General features: G+C 68.5%; 16 protein-coding genes and 1 pseudogene. 12 read left to right on the top strand and 5 right to left on the bottom strand.

Features of this window, described 5'->3' with window-relative positions:
• Positions 1-143: 143 nt before the first annotated feature.
• Complete coding sequence (locus tag ASE78_RS04815; RefSeq protein WP_056494001.1) at positions 144-2,063, bottom strand: beta-N-acetylglucosaminidase domain-containing protein; 1,920 nt, start codon at positions 2,061-2,063, stop codon at positions 144-146.
• Positions 2,064-2,175: 112 nt separating this feature from the next.
• On the opposite strand from ASE78_RS04815, the gene ASE78_RS04810 reads away from it, so the two are divergent.
• From ASE78_RS04810 to ASE78_RS04795, 4 genes are all read left to right on the top strand, one after another.
• The gene (locus tag ASE78_RS04810; protein WP_056493998.1) at positions 2,176-2,451 is read left to right on the top strand and encodes a hypothetical protein; all 276 of its coding nucleotides are present in this window, start codon (positions 2,176-2,178) and stop codon (positions 2,449-2,451) included.
• Positions 2,451-2,765 (top strand): DMT family transporter, encoded by a 315-nt coding sequence (locus ASE78_RS04805; RefSeq protein ID WP_055755604.1) that lies wholly within the window; start codon positions 2,451-2,453, stop codon positions 2,763-2,765. The genes ASE78_RS04810 and ASE78_RS04805 overlap by 1 nt, the downstream gene beginning before the upstream one ends.
• A gap of 358 nt (positions 2,766-3,123) precedes the next feature.
• Complete coding sequence (locus ASE78_RS04800; RefSeq protein WP_056493996.1) at positions 3,124-3,867, top strand: 16S rRNA (uracil(1498)-N(3))-methyltransferase; 744 nt, start codon at positions 3,124-3,126, stop codon at positions 3,865-3,867.
• Between the two features lie 67 nt (positions 3,868-3,934).
• Entirely contained in the window at positions 3,935-5,308 is a 1,374-nt protein-coding gene (locus tag ASE78_RS04795) for a glutamate--cysteine ligase (RefSeq protein ID WP_056495195.1), read from the top strand.
• Here ASE78_RS04795 and ASE78_RS04790 read toward each other — a convergent pair.
• Entirely contained in the window at positions 5,305-6,699 is a 1,395-nt protein-coding gene (locus ASE78_RS04790; RefSeq protein ID WP_156351290.1) for a methyltransferase family protein, read from the bottom strand. The two genes, ASE78_RS04795 and ASE78_RS04790, sit on opposite strands and share 4 nt — an antisense overlap.
• Before the next feature lie 66 nt (positions 6,700-6,765).
• Between ASE78_RS04790 and ASE78_RS04785 the strand changes: the two genes are divergently transcribed.
• Together ASE78_RS04785 and ppa are read left to right on the top strand one after the other, a co-directional pair.
• The gene (locus tag ASE78_RS04785; RefSeq protein WP_056493993.1) at positions 6,766-8,691 is read left to right on the top strand and encodes a M61 family metallopeptidase; all 1,926 of its coding nucleotides are present in this window, start codon (positions 6,766-6,768) and stop codon (positions 8,689-8,691) included.
• A 144-nt stretch (positions 8,692-8,835) separates the two neighbouring features.
• Positions 8,836-9,411 (top strand): inorganic diphosphatase, encoded by a 576-nt coding sequence (gene ppa, locus ASE78_RS04780; protein WP_056493990.1) that lies wholly within the window; start codon positions 8,836-8,838, stop codon positions 9,409-9,411.
• A gap of 46 nt (positions 9,412-9,457) precedes the next feature.
• On the opposite strand, the gene ASE78_RS04775 is transcribed toward ppa, so the two are convergent.
• Positions 9,458-9,814 carry a TfoX/Sxy family protein gene (locus ASE78_RS04775; RefSeq protein WP_056493987.1) on the bottom strand — a complete coding sequence of 119 codons (357 nt, stop codon included), beginning with the start codon at positions 9,812-9,814 and terminating at the stop codon, positions 9,458-9,460.
• Positions 9,811-10,704, bottom strand: coding sequence for a DMT family transporter (locus ASE78_RS04770; protein WP_056493984.1), 894 nt, complete (start codon positions 10,702-10,704; stop codon positions 9,811-9,813). The genes ASE78_RS04775 and ASE78_RS04770 overlap by 4 nt, the downstream gene beginning before the upstream one ends.
• A gap of 121 nt (positions 10,705-10,825) precedes the next feature.
• Here ASE78_RS04770 and ASE78_RS19760 point away from each other — a divergent pair, with 121 nt between their 5' ends.
• Together ASE78_RS19760 and ASE78_RS04765 are read left to right on the top strand one after the other, a co-directional pair.
• On the top strand, positions 10,826-10,951 hold the full coding sequence (locus tag ASE78_RS19760; RefSeq protein WP_268795699.1) for a hypothetical protein: 126 nt from the start codon (positions 10,826-10,828) through the stop codon (positions 10,949-10,951).
• 83 nt (positions 10,952-11,034) lie between these two features.
• Positions 11,035-11,673: a DUF1345 domain-containing protein gene (locus ASE78_RS04765; RefSeq protein WP_082467018.1), complete on the top strand. Its 639-nt coding sequence runs from the start codon at positions 11,035-11,037 to the stop codon at positions 11,671-11,673.
• 130 nt (positions 11,674-11,803) lie between these two features.
• Here ASE78_RS04765 and ispG read toward each other — a convergent pair whose 3' ends face one another.
• Complete coding sequence (ispG, locus tag ASE78_RS04760; protein ID WP_055755598.1) at positions 11,804-12,928, bottom strand: flavodoxin-dependent (E)-4-hydroxy-3-methylbut-2-enyl-diphosphate synthase; 1,125 nt, start codon at positions 12,926-12,928, stop codon at positions 11,804-11,806.
• A 96-nt stretch (positions 12,929-13,024) separates the two neighbouring features.
• Here ispG and ASE78_RS04755 point away from each other — a divergent pair, with 96 nt between their 5' ends.
• The 4 genes and pseudogenes from ASE78_RS04755 to ASE78_RS04740 all read left to right on the top strand — a co-directional run.
• A complete protein-coding gene (locus ASE78_RS04755) occupies positions 13,025-14,197 on the top strand; it encodes an acyltransferase family protein (RefSeq protein WP_056493981.1) in 1,173 nt (390 codons plus the stop codon).
• A gap of 76 nt (positions 14,198-14,273) precedes the next feature.
• Positions 14,274-15,179, top strand: coding sequence for an isoaspartyl peptidase/L-asparaginase family protein (locus ASE78_RS04750; protein ID WP_321163082.1), 906 nt, complete (start codon positions 14,274-14,276; stop codon positions 15,177-15,179).
• Complete coding sequence (locus ASE78_RS04745) at positions 15,176-15,568, top strand: VOC family protein (RefSeq protein WP_056493975.1); 393 nt, start codon at positions 15,176-15,178, stop codon at positions 15,566-15,568. The genes ASE78_RS04750 and ASE78_RS04745 overlap by 4 nt, the downstream gene beginning before the upstream one ends.
• 10 nt (positions 15,569-15,578) lie before the next feature.
• Positions 15,579-16,115, top strand: a pseudogene (locus ASE78_RS04740) (S1/P1 nuclease); the annotation flags it as partial.

Below are 16,115 nucleotides of genomic sequence, written 5' to 3'. Positions count from 1 at the left end.
TGCCCCCGGCATGACCTGAACAGTGCGGGGCACTGTTCACCCGAAACTGGGTTGGGGGTGGGTCGGTCTGGGGCGGGTGCTTCCGTACCCTCGCGGGCCTACCCACCCCCGGCCCCTCCCTTCCAGGGAGGGGAGAAAGAGCGCTACCGCACCGGCGCGGCGATCAGGCCCGGCGCATCGGCGATGAAGCGGTCGAGCACGCCGTCGGCGATCTTGATCGTTCCGTCGAAACGGGTCGCGCCGGGGATGGTGCGGACCGCCGCCGCCTCGGCCGCCAGCCGCTTCGCGTCGGCGAAATAGCGGGTCGCGGCCGGATTGCCGGCATCGGCGGCGGCAAGCCCGGTGGCGGTCAGGTGCAGCGCGCGGCCCCATGTGCCCATCGCGTCGAGCCACGGCGCGGCTTGCGTGGCGAACGCCGGATCGGCGACGCCCGCGCGGATGATGTCGGGCGCGTCGGCGATCGCATCGGCGCGTTGCGTCAGTTCGGCGATGACAGCCGCCCGCGCGGGCGCGTCGCCATCCGCGATCGTGTCGCGGACCCGGTCGAGCAGCGCCTTCAGCTTGGGCGCCTGTTCCTGCCATGGCTGGCTGCCGAAGGTGGGCGCGATGTGCTGGGTGTCGAAGAAGGTCAGCAGCGCCTCCGTCGCCTTCGCATCGCCGCCGGCCAGTTCGCGCGCGGCGGCGGTCCATGTCCGCTCGGCGTCATAGCCGGTGTCGTTCCACGCGAAGGCGGCGATGCCGGTGACGGCGATGCGGCTCGGCGCTTCCTGATTCATCGGGTTCGACAGGATGCCGGCCAGTTCGCCCGACAGTCCGGCCTCGCGCTTGACATAGGGGGCCATCAACAGCCGCCCGGTGGTCTGGGCATAATCGTTGACCGGATAATTATCCCACAGCAGCGTCTTGCGGCCGAACGCCTTGGTCGCGGCCTTCGCATCGGGGATCGAGATCGCCGGGGGGACGACGTCGGTGCCGGTCCATTGCACGACGATGCGCGGGTCGAGCGCGGTGCGGAGCGCCGCCTTGTACGGCGTTTCCTTCGCGTCGTAATATTCGGTCGGCACCATGATGAGCGGCGGGGCGGCGGGATCGCGCGCCACCAGATGCGCCTGCACTGCGTTCAGCAACTGTGCCTGCGCCTTGCCCGCCGCCGCCGCGCCCGACGGGCCGAAGGCCTGCGTATCGCGCGCGCAGTTCCATTTCTGATATTCGATGTCGTCGAGCGCGACATAGAAGCTGCGGATGCCCTGCCCGCGCAAAGCGTCGAACTTGCGCTCCAGCGCCGCCTGATCGGCGGGATCGGAAAAGCAGATCGTCGGCCCGGGCGAGATCGCATAGACGAAATCGACATGGTTCGCCCGCGCCCGGCGTGCCAGCGACCCCAGTTCGGCCAGCGTCGCCGCCGGATAGGCCTCACGCCACTTGTCGCGCGCGAAGGGATCGTCCTTCGGGCTGTAGACATAGGTGTTGGCCTTGACCGTCGCGAGGAAGTCGAGGTGACGTTCGCGGTCCTGCGTGGTCCATGGCTTGCCGTAGAAGCCCTCAATCGTGCCGCGGATCGGCATCGCCGGATAATCGCGGATCGTAAGCGCAGGAAGCGACGCCCGCCGCACGAGCTGGCGCAGCGTCTGGAGCCCGTGGAACAGGCCGTCGCCATCGGTGCCCGCCAGCGTGACGACGCCATCGCGCGCGATGGTGAGGACATAGCCTTCGCGGTGGGTGTCGACGGCGGTGCCGCTGCGGGCCAGCGCGGCGCGGACCGGCGCGGTATCGGCGGTGCCCAGCACGATATGCGGGCGATCGACGGTGGCCGGCAGGCGTGACGCGGTGGTGATCGTCCGGACCCCGGCATCGCCCAGCATCGCCCGGACGAGCGCGACGACTGCCGGATCGGTGCCCGGCGCCGCGACCACCACCACCGAGTCGCCCAGCGTCACCGCGCCGCCGCTTAGTGTCGTCGATACCGGCGCGGGGGTGAGCGCGGGCAGCGTCGGGAGTTGTGCGACGGCCGGGGCGGCGGTGGCCAGCAGGGCGGCCAGCGGCAGGGTCCAGCGTCGCGTCATTCCGATCCTCCGGTATCAGATTGGTATTATTGGTGCTGCGTAAGGCCTTGTCGCCGGCGCTGCAAGTCACGGCGTTGGCGCAACCGGCGGCGATACCCTACAGCGCCGGACCATGGAACTCGACCAACTGCTCGGCCATTATTTCGGCGATCACGATCCCGATACCGCCCCCGCCGACGTACAGGCGCGCGCGAAGGAGCGAATCGCGATCGACTTCGGCATCGAGCGCGATCCCGCGCGCCGTTTCGCGCTGTGGACGCTGATGGATGCGCTGGATTTCGCACCGGTGCCGGCGGAAGCGTTCGACAAGCAGCCGGCGTTGCGCGCGGCGGCGGAGCGCTATCTCGACGCCGCCTATCGCATCGAGCGTTATGGGGAGCCGGGCTGATGCCATGGGTGCTGCTGACGATCGCCGGGTTGCTGGAGATCGTCTGGGCGTACTGGATGAAGCGGTCGGACGGGTTCAGCAAGCTCTGGCCGACGATCGTGACCTTTGCGGCGATGTTCGCCAGCTTCGGCCTGCTGGCGCTGGCGATGAAGCGGTTGCCGCTCGGCACCAGCTACATGGTGTGGACCGGGATCGGCGCGCTGGGCGCGTTCGTGGTGGGGATCGTGCTGCTGGGCGAGAGCGTGACGCCGCTGCGGCTGGCGGCGGCGGGGTTGTTGCTCGGCGGGCTGGTGTTGATGAAGGTGGCGTCGTGAGGCCCGATCGATATTCGGCCCGGAGCGGCGCACGACTTTACGTCCTGGGTCGAACGCGCTGTTCTCTTCGTCACCCCGGACTTGTTCCGGGGTCCACGGTGCGGCAATCGGCATGGTCCGAGGCTCGAACGGCAACGTTTGCGGCTGGGTGGACCCCGGAACAAGTCCGGGGTGACGGTACGGAGAGGAATGTCGCGTCTGCCCTCCTATTCGTCATTCCGGCGCAGGCCGGAATCCATGGTCACGAACCGGTTCGATAGAGTTGCACTGCCCTGTTTCCATGGATCCCGGCCTTCGCCGGGATGACGGTGCGTGGATACGACTGCCCAACCCGGCCACGCCTGCTATAGCCCCGCCCATGCCCGCCACCCCCGCCTGGCCGCCCGATTCGACGCCGCGGCTGTTCGTCGAGACGCCGCTCGCCCCCGATGTCCGCGTGACGCTGGACGGGCCGCAGGCGCATTATCTGTTGTCGGTCATGCGGGTGAAGGACGGCGATCCCGTCCGCCTGTTCGACGATGTCAGCGGCGAATGGCTGGCGCGCGCCGAAGCGGTTCGGAAGCGAAACCTGATCCTCGCCGTCACCGAGCGTCTGCGCGAGCGCGAGGCGGTGCCCGATCTGTGGCTGTGCATCGCACCGACGAAGAAGGGCCGGATCGACTGGACGATCGAAAAGGCGTGCGAGCTGGGCGTCGATCGCATCCTGCCCGTCGTCACCCGGCGGACGGTGGTCGACCGGCTCAACCTCGACCGGCTGCGGGCGCATGCTGTCGAGGCGGCCGAGCAGTGCGGGCGCACCGCGCTGCCCGCACTCGCCGAGCCGGTGAAACTGGCGCACCTGCTGCGCGACTGGCCGGAGGGGCGGACGCTGTTCTTCGCCGACGAGACCGGCGGCGTCCCCGCCACGGCGGCGATGCGCGACCATGCCGGGCCGGGCGCGATCCTGATCGGCCCCGAAGGCGGGTTCGACGCGGAGGAACGCGCCGCGATCCGCGCGCACCCCCACGCGGTCGGCATCGCCCTCGGCCCCCGCATCCTGCGTGCCGAGACGGCGGCGGCGGCGGCGGTCGCGCTGTGGATGGCGGCGGCGGGCGATTGGTAGCCGCGCTATATCGCGATCAACCACAGCCCCCTAGCGCGTCCCGACCGGCGCGCGTATGGGCGCGACCATGAGCACGAAGACCGTTTCGGACACCCACGCAGCGGTCATCGAGGACCGCGCCCAACTGATCGACTATTTCGCGGGCGGCGAGAAGCCGGCGGAACGGTGGCGGATCGGCACCGAGCACGAGAAGTTCGTCTATCGCACCGCCGATCATGCAGCACCTTCCTATGACGAGCCGGGCGGCATCCGTGACCTGCTTGCCGGACTCGAACGCTTCGGCTGGCGGCCGGTCGAGGAGAATGGCAACGTCATCGCGCTGACCGGCGCGGACGGATCGGTCAGTCTGGAGCCCGCCGGACAGTTCGAGCTGTCGGGCGCGCCGCTCGAAACGCTGCACCAGACCTGCGCCGAAACCGGGCGGCATCTGCAACAGGTCAAGGCGGTCGGCGACGAGCTGGGCCTCGGCTTCCTCGGGCTTGGCATGTGGCCCGACAAGCGGCGCGACCAACTGCCGATCATGCCCAAGGGCCGCTATGGCATCATGCTGAACCATATGCCGCGCGTCGGCAGCATGGGGCTCGACATGATGCTGCGGACCTGCACGATCCAGGTGAACCTCGACTATGCCAGCGAAGCCGACATGGCGAAGAAGTTCCGCGTCGGCCTCGCGCTGCAACCGCTCGCGACCGCGCTGTTCGCCAATTCGTCGTTCACCGAAGGGCTGCCGAACGGGCAGTTGTCGTATCGCTCGCACATCTGGTCGGACACCGATCCGGCGCGCACCGGCATGCTGCCGTTCGTGTTCGAGGACGGCTTCGGTTACGAACGCTATGCCGATTACGCGCTCGATGTGCCGATGTACTTCGTCTATCGCGAGGGCCGCTATATCGACGCCGCCGGGCTGTCGTTCCGCGATTTCCTGAAGGGCGAATTGTCGGTCCTGCCGGGCGAGAAGCCGACGATCGACGACTGGGCGGACCACCTCTCGACCGCCTTCCCCGAAGTGCGGCTCAAGACCTTCCTCGAAATGCGCGGTGCCGATGGCGGGCCGTGGGGTCGCATCTGCGCGCTGCCGGCGCTGTGGGTCGGGCTGCTGTACGACAGCCAAGCGCTCGATGCGGCATGGGATTTGGTGAAGGGCTGGTCGATCGCGGACCGGCAGGCGCTGCGCGACGCCGCGCCGGCACAGGGACTCGACTCGCCGTTGCCCGGTGGCGGTCGGTTGCGCGACATCGCGGGTCAGGTGCTCGACATCGCCGGCAGCGGGCTGCGCGCGCGCGGTCGCACCAACGCGGCGGGCGAGGACGAGAGCGGCTTCCTCGAACCGCTGCGCGAGGTCGTGCGATCGGGCAAGGTGCCCGCGCAGATCCTGCTCGACAAGTTCGCCGGCGAATGGGCCGGCGATCTGACGAAGGTGTACGAGGATTACAGTTTCTAGGGCGTCGTTCTCCCCTGCCTGACAAGGGAGGGGTCGGGGGTGGGTAGGTTCGTGGCGGGTGCCGGCGTCCCCTCGCCAGCCGGCCCACCCCCAGCCCCTCCCTTGTCAGGGAGGGGGTTTGCCCACGCGAACAGGCGCGGGATCGGGCCGTGCCGGTCCATCCAGCCGCTGTACGCCCGGTATGCGGGGTCCAGCCCCAGATGCCATTCCTCGGTCCGCGCGCGCCAGTAGTAGACGCCGCTGACGCAGGCGAGGATCGCGGTGTTGCGAAGTGCCTCGACCCAGTTGTCCGATGTGGTCAGCACGGGGATGGTCGAGATCCACCAGAACAGGTTCTTCGAGAGATAGGCCGGATGGCGGCTGAACCGATACGGCCCGTGGGTCAGGATGCCGCGGTTGGTGAGGTTGGAGAAGCGCAGGCCGAACGCCAGCGTCGCCCACGCATAGATCGCGGTCAGCGCCACCAGCACGCTACCCGTGATCCACAACAGCCAGTCGTGCCCGGCCAGCCAATGGGTCCAGTCGGCGGTGCCGGGACGATAGTCGAACGGTCCGCCGTCGGCCATCAGGATGAACGGCGGATAGCAGATCAGCGCCGCCGCCCACCCCGCCGCATAGGGCGTCGCGCTGCGGATATGGCTGTCGAGCGGGCGCATCGCGAAGATATAGCCGGCGGTCGCGATGGCCACGTCGATCACGAACATGAAGGTGATGAGCCAGTTGGCCAGCGGCACCGGCCCCGACAGGATCGTCGAGCGGTCGGCGCGGATGAACTCGCCGAAGCCGGGCGGCACAATGGCGAGCATGAAGGCGAGGAAGAAGGTCTTGACCGCCCAGCCGCGTAAGTGCCCCCAGATGGCGGCGCGGTCGATCGGCTCATCGAGGTGCATCGCCCATGCGCCCAATGCCCAGCAGCCGTCCTTCGGCTCGACCAGCCGCCGGTCGAGCCAGATCACATAGGGGATCGAGAGGACGAACAGCGGCACCGCCGCCTGCCCGAACACCCACATCGAAAACGCGAAATTGCCCTGCCAATAAAAGCGCCCGGTGGCATAGATCGCGGCGATTCCGGCCCAGGTCAGCCACAGCCCGGCCAATTTGGTCAGGCTGATGTCGATCGTCTCGCGCCACGGCCGCACCGTGCCCCAATCGATGCCGGTCGAGGGATGGCGATGCACCTTGTCGACCAGCAGCGACCACAGGACCATCGGCACCGCGCAGGCGGCGACATTGACCAGCGCCGCGTATGGTCCGTCCATGCCGTAATGCCACGCTACCGCGACCCATGCGAACAGCCCGGCCAGCCCCGCCAGCCCGACGCCGGACGACACCGCCGAGGGGGGTCTGACATCGAGTTCGGCTTGCGCGGGCAACGACTTGTCGTGATACATGGGTACATCCGCTATCACCGGACCGGTAACTATCCGGTGAAGCATATTCGCTCCCGAAGGAAGTCCATGCTGCGTATCGCGTCGCTCGCCGCCCTGCTCGTCTCCACCGCGCTGCCCGCCGTGGCGCAGCAGATCAACCCGCCGGGCAACACGCTGCCGCAACCGACCCCGATCACCGACACCATTCCGGTCGCGCGTGACATCGACTATCCCGGCACGATCAAGCTGGAGGTCGACGCGACCGACACGGTGCAGAACATCTTCCGCGTGAAGGAAACGATTCCGGTCGCGCGCACCGGGCATATGGTCCTGCTGATGCCGAAGTGGCTGCCGGGCAAGCACGGGCCGCGCGGCGAGATCGAGAAATTGGCCGGCCTCGTCGTCCGCGCGAACGGGCGCGAGCTGCCATGGACGCGCGACGTGGTCGACGTCCACGCCTTCCACATCGACGTGCCGGCGGGTGCCCGCACGCTGGACGTACAGTTCCAGTTCCTGACCGCGACACAGCCCGACCAGGGCCGCATCGCCATCACCCCGGAAATGCTGAGCCTGCAATGGGAATCGGTCAGCCTGTATCCCGCCGGCTATTACACCCGGCGTATCCCTGTCGAAGCAACGGTTCGCTATCCGGCGGGCTGGACGGCGGCGGCGGGGCTGCCCTCGACCGTATCGAACGGCGTCTATCGTTACGAGCGCACCAGCTATGAGACGCTGGTCGATTCGCCGGTGCTGGCGGGCAAATATTTCAAGCGGTTCCAGCTTACCGACCGGGTGGGGCTGAACGTCACCGCCGACAAGCCGTCCGAGCTGGCCGCGACGCCGGAGCAGATCGCGGCGCACACCCGGCTGGTCGAACAGGCGGTGAAGCTGTTCGGCGCGCAGCATTACGACAAGTACGAGTTCCTGCTGTCGATCAGCGACAAGCTGGGGTCGATCGGCCTCGAACATCATCGCTCGTCGGAGAATGGCGTCGATCCGGGCTATTTCACCGACTGGGCGTCGGGGCCGGGCGAGCGCAATTTGCTGCCGCATGAATTCACCCATAGCTGGGACGGCAAATACCGGCGCGGCGCCGACCTGTTCACCCCCGATTTCCGTACGCCCATGCGCAATTCGCTGCTGTGGATGTATGAGGGGCAGACGCAGTTCTGGGGCTATGTGCTGCAGGCGCGATCGGGCCTCGTGTCCAAGCAGGACACGCTCGATGCTTATGCCGATATTGCCGCCGCGCTCGACGCGCGCGAGGGGCGGCAGTGGCGGCCGCTGGTCGATACCACCAACGATCCGATCATCTCGGCCCGTCGCCCCAAGGGCTGGGTGAGCTGGCAGCGTTCGGAGGATTATTACAACGAGGGGCTGCTGGTGTGGATGGAGGTCGACTCCATGCTGCGCGCCCAGTCGAATGGCGCGAAGTCGATGGACGATTTCGCACGCGCCTTCTTCGGGATGCGCGACGGCGACTGGGGCGTGCTGCCCTATACGCTGGCCGATGTCGTCAGGACGCTGAACGGTATCCAGCCCTATGACTGGGCCGGTTTCCTCGACAAAAGGCTGAACGCCCGCACCGATCGCGCGCCGATCGGCGGCTTTGCCGCCAACGGCTATCGCATCGTCTACACCGACACGCCGACGCCGTATCTCAAAGGACGCGAAAAGTCGGGCGGTGGGGCCAGCCTGCCCTATTCGCTGGGGCTGACCGTGAACAAGGAGGGCAAGGTCGGCAGCGTGCTGTGGGGGAGCCCGGCGTACAAGGCGGGGTTCGAGACCGGCACCACGCTGATCGCGGTGGCGGGACAGGCCTATACGCCGGACCGGCTGCGCGAGGCGGTGACGGCGGCGAAGGGCGCGAAGGAACCGATCCGCCTGACCGTGCGGATGGACGATGCGGTGAAGGAGATCCAGGTCCCCTATCACGACGGCCTGCGCTATCCCCGGCTCGAAAAGGTCGGCGAGGGCGAGAACGGCCTCGACCGGTTGCTGACCGCCAAATGACCGACGCCCGGGGCGGGCCGTCCCGCCCCGGCGCGATTCCACGCAAATGTTGCTTCAACGCGCCCGATTTCCGGCTAAAGAGCGCGTCTGATTGCGGAAAAGGCTCCTTTTCCGCGACCAAACGAACAAGAGGGAGATACTGATATGCGGATCGACATGATCCCGGTGGGCGAAGACGCCCCCAACAGCCTGAACGTCATCATCGAAGTGCCCACCGGCGGCGAACCGGTGAAGTATGAATTCGACAAGGCTTCGGGCGCGCTGTTCGTCGACCGCATCCTCCACACGCCGATGCGCTATCCGGCGAACTATGGCTTCGTGCCGCACACGCTGTCGCCCGATGGCGATCCGCTCGACGCGCTGGTCGTGTCGCGCACGCCGTTCATTCCCGGCTGCGTCGTGCGCGCCCGGCCGATCGCGGTGCTGAACCTGGAAGACGAGGCCGGCGGCGACGAGAAGCTGGTCTGCGTGCCGGTCGACGCGACCTTCCCCTATTACAGCAACGTCGGCGAGAAGACCGATCTGCCCGAGATCGTGTTCGAGCAGATCGAGCATTTCTTCACCCACTACAAGGACCTCGAAAAGAAGAAGTGGGTCCGCATCGGGACGTGGGGCGGTGCCGAAGAGGCCAAGCGCATCACCGTCGAGGCGATCGAGCGCTACAATGACGCCAAGGCCAAGGGCGAAGAGCCGCACGAATACGACGTGCCCGGCCGCTGAGCCGAACCGGGAGGGCGCGGAACCCAGGTCCCGTGCCCTCCCGTCCTTACCCTTTTGCCTTGCGTCGCCGGACCGGCGCGCGCCGTCCCGCCTCGATCGCCAGCGCGGCCCAGTGCGACAGCACATCGCCGTCGTCGAGCACCTCGTCGGGCGCGCGGCGATAGTGCATGGTCGCGGTCGTGCCGTCACGCCGGGCATAGGTGAAGCGCTCGCACCCCGCCGCTTCCCACAACGGATCGGCCGCCGCATCCGATTTGAACCACAGCACGTCGTCGGCGACGATCGCGAACACCGTCCCGTCGAGGTAGAGCGTCGCCCCGCCCATCATCCGCCGGAAGGTGACGGTGCCGACCGGCACGAGCGTATCCGCGACCCACGCGATCAGCCCTTCGTCCACGCTCATGCCCCCGCCTCGCTCTGCACCACGGGCGCGCGCCGGCGCACCGCCACCAGACACCCGGCGACGATCAGCGCCGCGCCGACCACCGTATAGAGCGACACCCGCTCGCCGAACGCCAGCCAGCCCATCAGCGCCGCCCATGCGAACGCGCTATATTCGACCGGGGCCAGCACCTGCGCCTCTGCCCGGGCATAGGCCCATGCCAGCGCCATCGTCGACAGCGTGCCGAGCAGCGCCGCGCCGGCGATCTCCAGCCACTGGTCGGGGCGCGGCCATGCCCCCAGCCACGGTGCCGCAGGCAGCAGCATCACCGCGATGACGAGGCTGGCGAACAGCGCGACCTCGACCGGGTCGGCGGCCTGCGCCTGTCGTCGCAGCAGGATGAGGTTGCCGGCATAGAGGATCGACGCGGCGACGCACGCGAGGCTGCCGAGCACGGCCTGCGTCGAGGCATCGGCCCGCACCTCCCCCGCCGCGATCGCCAGCACCCCGGCCGATGCGATCAGCGAGCCGGTGATCGCCGTGCGCCGGATGCTTTCGCCAAGGAACAGCGCGGCGAGGAACAGCGCGACCAGCGGCGCGAGGAAGGTCAGCGCCACCCCCTGCGCCATCGGCACGCGCGCAAGACCCCAGAAGAACAGCACCACCGACGATCCCGCCGCGACTCCGCGCGCGACGTGCAGCCAAAGCAGCGCTGGGCCCGGCCAGCGTCCGCCGCGCAGGACGAACGGCACCGCGCACATCGCGCTGCCCGTGACCGACCGCCACAGCACCGCGTTGTACGCCCCGCTGTCGATCGACAGCCGCTTCATCAGCGTGTCCATCACCGTATAGACGGCGATGCCGGCGGCGGCGACCGCAAAGGCGCGCAGGCTGGACGGGGCGGCGGACATGGGCGGACCTTTGCGAACGGCGGGCGAAACCGCTGTCGCGTGGCCGCCGATTGGATGCAAGGGTCGGGATGCGGATGGTGTAGGCTCGCCACCGGGCGTCTCGCCCACGAAGGACAGCGTCATGGCCAAGAGCCAGCAGAAGTCGAACAAGGAAGTCCGCAAGCCCAAGGCGGTCAAGGTCAAGACCATCGCCGCCAACGCATCGACCAAGGACAAGCCGGTCGGCATGGTGACGATCAAGGGCTGAACCGGCACCGTACCCGGCCGGCCCCGTCAGCGGGACCGGCCGGGCCGCTTCCGAACGACAAGGCGGTGCGATAGACGGGTGCCATGTCGCTCGATCTAGGCCAACGCATCGCGCCGCCGCGCTTCCTCGCCTTCGCCCTGGTCGCGGGCGCGACCGGGGCGTGGAGCGTCCCCGCGCTCGGCTGGCGCAGCGGGGTTCCGCTGGCGTTCGATGCCGGGGCGGTGGTGTTCCTGCTGTCGTGCGTGTCGCTGCTCGGCGCGTCGGCCGATGCGATGCGCGCCGCGGCACTGCGCAACGACGCCAACCGCGCGCTGCTGCTGCTGCTGTCGGGCGGGATCGCGATCGTGGTGCTGGCGGCGATCGCCGCCGAACTGGGCCAGCGCGGCGCTCCCAGACCGCCGGTAATGGCATTGGTCGTCGCCACGCTGCTGCTGGCATGGGGCTTCGCCAACACCGTCTACACGCTGCATTACGCGCATCTGTTCTATACCGCCGCCGGCGATGGCCGGGATACCGGCGGGCTGTCGGTTCCCGGCACCGACGAGCCCGATTACTGGGATTTCGTGTATTTCGCCTTCACGCTCGGCATGACGTTCCAGACGTCGGACGTCACGCTGACCAGCCGGGCGATGCGCCGGGTGGCGACCGGGCACTGCCTGATCGCGTTCCTGTTCAACCTTGGCGTCGTGGCGTTCAGCGTGAACGTGCTGGGGGGATCGTAGGGCGCGCCACTACTCCCCTCCCTGACGAGGGAGGGGTCGGGGGTGGGTCGGCCCGCGAGGGGAGGTGCGCGCGCCACAACCGGCCTACCCACCCCCAGCCCCTCCCTGCCAGGGAGGGGAGCGCACAGCGTTACTCCGCTGCCTGCGGCATGCCCGCGCCGGCCGCGTCGATTTCCGCCGCCTTCGCTTCGACCAGCTTGACGATATGCTCGATCATGTCGGCGTCCTGCACGTGATGGTCGGTGACGCCCGACAGATAGACCATGTGCCGGCCGTTGCCGCCCCCCGTAATCCCGATGTCGGTCTCGCGCGCCTCGCCGGGGCCGTTGACGACGCAGCCGAGCACCGACAGCGACATCGGCGTGCGGATGTGCTGCAACCGTTCCTCCAGCGCCTGCACGGTGCGGATCACGTCGAACCCCTGCCGCGCGCACGACGGGCACGACACCACGCGCACGCCGCGGTTGCGGATGCCGAGGCTTTTGAGAATCTCGAAGCCGACGCGGATTTCCTCCTCCGGCTCGGCCGACAGCGACACGCGGATCGTGTCGCCGATGCCGAACCACAGCAAAGATCCGATGCCGATCGCCGACTTGACCGTCCCGCCGACGAAGCCGCCCGCCTCGGTGATGCCCAGATGCAGCGGGCAATCGACCATTTCGGCCAGTTGCTGATACGCCGCGACCGCCATGAACAGGTCGGATGCCTTTACCGCGACCTTGAACTCGTGGAAATCATGGTCCTGCAACAGCTTGATATGGTCCATCGCCGATTCGACCAGCGCGTCGGGGCACGGCTCGCCGTATTTCTCCAGCAGATGCTTTTCGAGGCTGCCGCCGTTCACGCCGATGCGGATCGCGCAGCCGTTCGCCTTGGCGGCGCGGACGACTTCGGCGACGCGCTCGTTCGATCCGATGTTGCCCGGGTTGATGCGCAGGCACGCCGCCCCCGCATCGGCGGCCTCCAGCGCGCGCTTGTAGTGGAAATGGATGTCGGCGACGATCGGCACCCGCGCGGCGCGGGTGATCTGGCGCAGCGCCTGCGTGCTGGGCACGTCGGGGCAGGAGACGCGGATGATGTCCGCGCCCGCTTCCTCGCAGCGGCGGATCTGGTCGAGCGTCGCCACCGCGTCCGACGTGTCGGTATTGGTCATCGTCTGCACCGTGACCGGCGCGTCGCCGCCGACGGGCACGTTGCCGACCATGATCTGGCGGCTTTGACGGCGGTGTATATCGCGCCAGGGACGGATCGACATGAAAATTCTCGCTAAGGCTTGCGTAACCGGAGGCTTGCTATAGCCCCGCATTGTTTCGTGCGAAAGGCGCGCGAGGCAGGGTAGGCCTTCGCGTACGTGAACCTTCGGGCAAGACATTACGGGCTGGACTGGCTGCGCATCGCCGCCTTCGCGCTGCTGGTCCCCTATCACATCGCCATGGCGTTCAGCCCGTGGGACTGGGTGGTCAAGACGCCCTATGCCTTCCACTGGCTGATCGTGCCGATGATGGCGGTGACGCCGTGGCGGCTGGGATTGCTGTTCGCGGTGTCGGGCTATGCCTCGGCGATGCTGTCGCTGCGCACGGCCGGGCGCGGCGACTTCGCGATCGACCGGTCGAAACGGCTGCTGGTCCCGCTCGCCTTCGCGATGGTCGCGGTCGTGCCGGTCGAAATGTGGGTGCGCGTGCGCGAAGGGGGCTATCCCCGGACGCTCGGCTGGTTCTGGGTCCATGACGCATGGCACGACGGACGCTTCTGGGGCGTGGCGTTTCCCAGTTGGGAGCATCTGTGGTTCGTCGCCTATCTGTGGGTCTATACCATGGTGCTGGTAGCACTGCTCGCGGGCGCAGGAGGGCGGACCGATCGGCTGCTCGATCGCGCCGCCGGCTGGCTGATGCAGGGCCACCGGCTGCTCTGGGCCCCGCTCGCGCTGCTGGTCGGCCTGCGCCTCGCGCTGCTGTTCACCGTCGCCGAGCGGATGGGGCTGGCGAGCGACTGGGCGGGGCATTCGCAATATTGGCCGTTGTTCGCGGCGGGATTTCTGCTCGGGCGACGTCCGGTGCTGTGGGGGGCGCTGCACCGCCACTGGCGGCCGGCGGCGGCGCTCGCGCTGGTCGGCGGGACGATGACGACGGCGGTCGAGCTGCGCTATCCCGGCACCGCCGTCCCGCCGCATCTGGTGATGGCGATCGACCGGGCGGCGCGATCGGTGATGGCGTGGGGGATGATCGTCACGCTGTTCCATCTGGCCGATGCGCTGGCCAACCGCGACCATCGCTGGCGGCTGCCGCTGTCGCGCGCGGTGTTCCCGGCGTATCTGGTGCATCATCCGGTAATCGTCGCGACGATCTGGTTCCTGCTGCCGTTCGATCTTGGCGCGGGGGTGATGGCGGCAATCGTGTTCGCGGTGACGATCGCCGCCTGTGCCGCCACCTGTATGGCCGCGCGTGCGGTGCCGACGCTGGGGTTGCTGCTGGGGATGCCGCCGCGTGGGACCGCGGCGCGGGGTGGCATGGCGCGCGCGATCTGATAGCAGGCGGCGCTCCCTTCCCGCAGTCCACAGGAACGTCGCCATGTCCGCCTCCCCCACTCCTTCCTGGACACTGATGATCCACGGCGGCGCCGGCGTCCTGACCCGCGAGAGCGTGAGCGCCGCGACCGACGCGGCGGCACGCGCCGGGCTGGACGCCGCGCTCACCGCTGGCGAAGCGGTGCTGGCGGCGGGCGGCGCGGCGCTGGACGCGGTGGAGGCGGCGGTGCGCGTGCTGGAGGATGATCCCACCTTCAATTCGGGGCGCGGCGCGGTGCTGACCTATGACGGCGGGATCGAGCTGGACGCAGCGATCATGGACGGCCGCACCCGCGCGGCGGGCGCGGTGGCGGGCGTCACCCGCAGCCGCCACCCCGTCACGCTTGCCCGCGCGGTGATGGACCACAGCCCGCACGTCCTGCTCGCCGGCAAGGGGGCCGACGTGTTCGCGACCGAACAGGGCGTGGAACAGGCCAACCCCGAGTGGTTCCTGACGCCCGCGCGCCGCGCGCAACTCGACGCGATGAAGGCCGATCCCGACAACTGGTTCGATGTCGACATGAAATACGGCACGGTCGGCGCGGTCGCGGTCGACACCCATGGCCATGTCGCCGCCGCCACCTCGACCGGCGGCGTCACCGCCAAACGCTGGGGCCGGGTCGGCGATTCGCCGCTGATCGGGGCGGGCACCCATGCCGACGACCGGTCGTGCGCGGTCAGCGCGACCGGCTCGGGGGAGTTCTTCATCCGCATCGGCGTCGGCCACGAGATCGGCGCGCGCATCCGCTTTGCGGGCGAAGACCTGCAAACCGCCGCCGATACCGTGCTGGGCGAGGTGCAAGCGCTGGGCGGCACCGGCGGGGTGATCGTCACCGGACCCGGGGGCGATGCGGAGTGGAGCTTCACCACGCCGGGCATGTTCCGCGGCCGCGCCGACGCCGCCGGCACGCGCCACGTCGCGATCTATGGTGACGAGGCATGAGCGGCCTCGTCGCGCTCCACCATGTCGCGATCATCGGCTCGGACTATGACCGGTCGAAACGCTTCTACCGCGACGTGCTGGGCCTGAGCGTGATCCGCGAAGTGTATCGCGCCGAACGGCAGTCGTGGAAATGCGACTTGCGCGTGGGATCGGCGCAGATCGAGCTGTTCACCTTCCCCGACAGCCCGCCCCGCCCGTCGCGCCCCGAAGCGCTCGGCCTGCGCCATCTCGCCTTCACCGTCGCCGACATCGATGCCGAGGTCGCGCGACTGGCCGGGCATGGCGTGCCGTGCGAACCGGTCCGCATCGACGAACATACCGGACAGCGCTTCACCTTCTTCACCGACCCCGACGGCCTGCCACTGGAACTGTACGAAGCCGCAAGCTAACGCCAACCCCATGATTCGCCGCCTGATCCTCGCGCTTGCCGCGCTGTTCGCCGCCTCGCCCGCCCATGCGTATTGGGAGTTCGGGCATGAGAGCGTCGCGACCATCGCCAGGCTGAACGTCCGTCCCGAAACCCGCGCCGCGATCGAGCGTATCCTGCGGCACCAGGCGCTGCTCGAAACGCCGACCTGTCCGGCGCGGACGATCGAACAGGCCAGCGTCTGGGCCGATTGCGTCAAGCCGCTGGGCGAGCGGTTCAGCTATGCCTATGCGTGGCATTACCAGAACGTCGACGTGTGCAAGCCGTTCGACCTGAAGTCGGCGTGCAGGGACGGCAATTGCGTGTCGGCGCAGATCGAGCGCGACGTGAAGCTGCTGAAGGACCCCAAGGTCCCGATGCGCGAAAAGGTGCAGGCGCTGGCCTTCCTCGTCCATTTCGTCGGCGACCTCCACATGCCGCTCCATGCCGGCGATCGCGGCGATCTGGGCGGCAACCGGGTGAAGGCCGATTACGGCGTCTATGCGCCTGAACGGTTCAATCTCCATTCG

Origin of the sequence: Sphingomonas sp. Leaf25 (genome assembly GCF_001421635.1) — a bacterium.
Classification (GTDB): Bacteria; Pseudomonadota; Alphaproteobacteria; order Sphingomonadales; family Sphingomonadaceae; genus Sphingomonas.
Note: the sequence above shows the minus strand (reverse complement) of the source record. Positions and strands in the feature narration are given on the sequence as shown.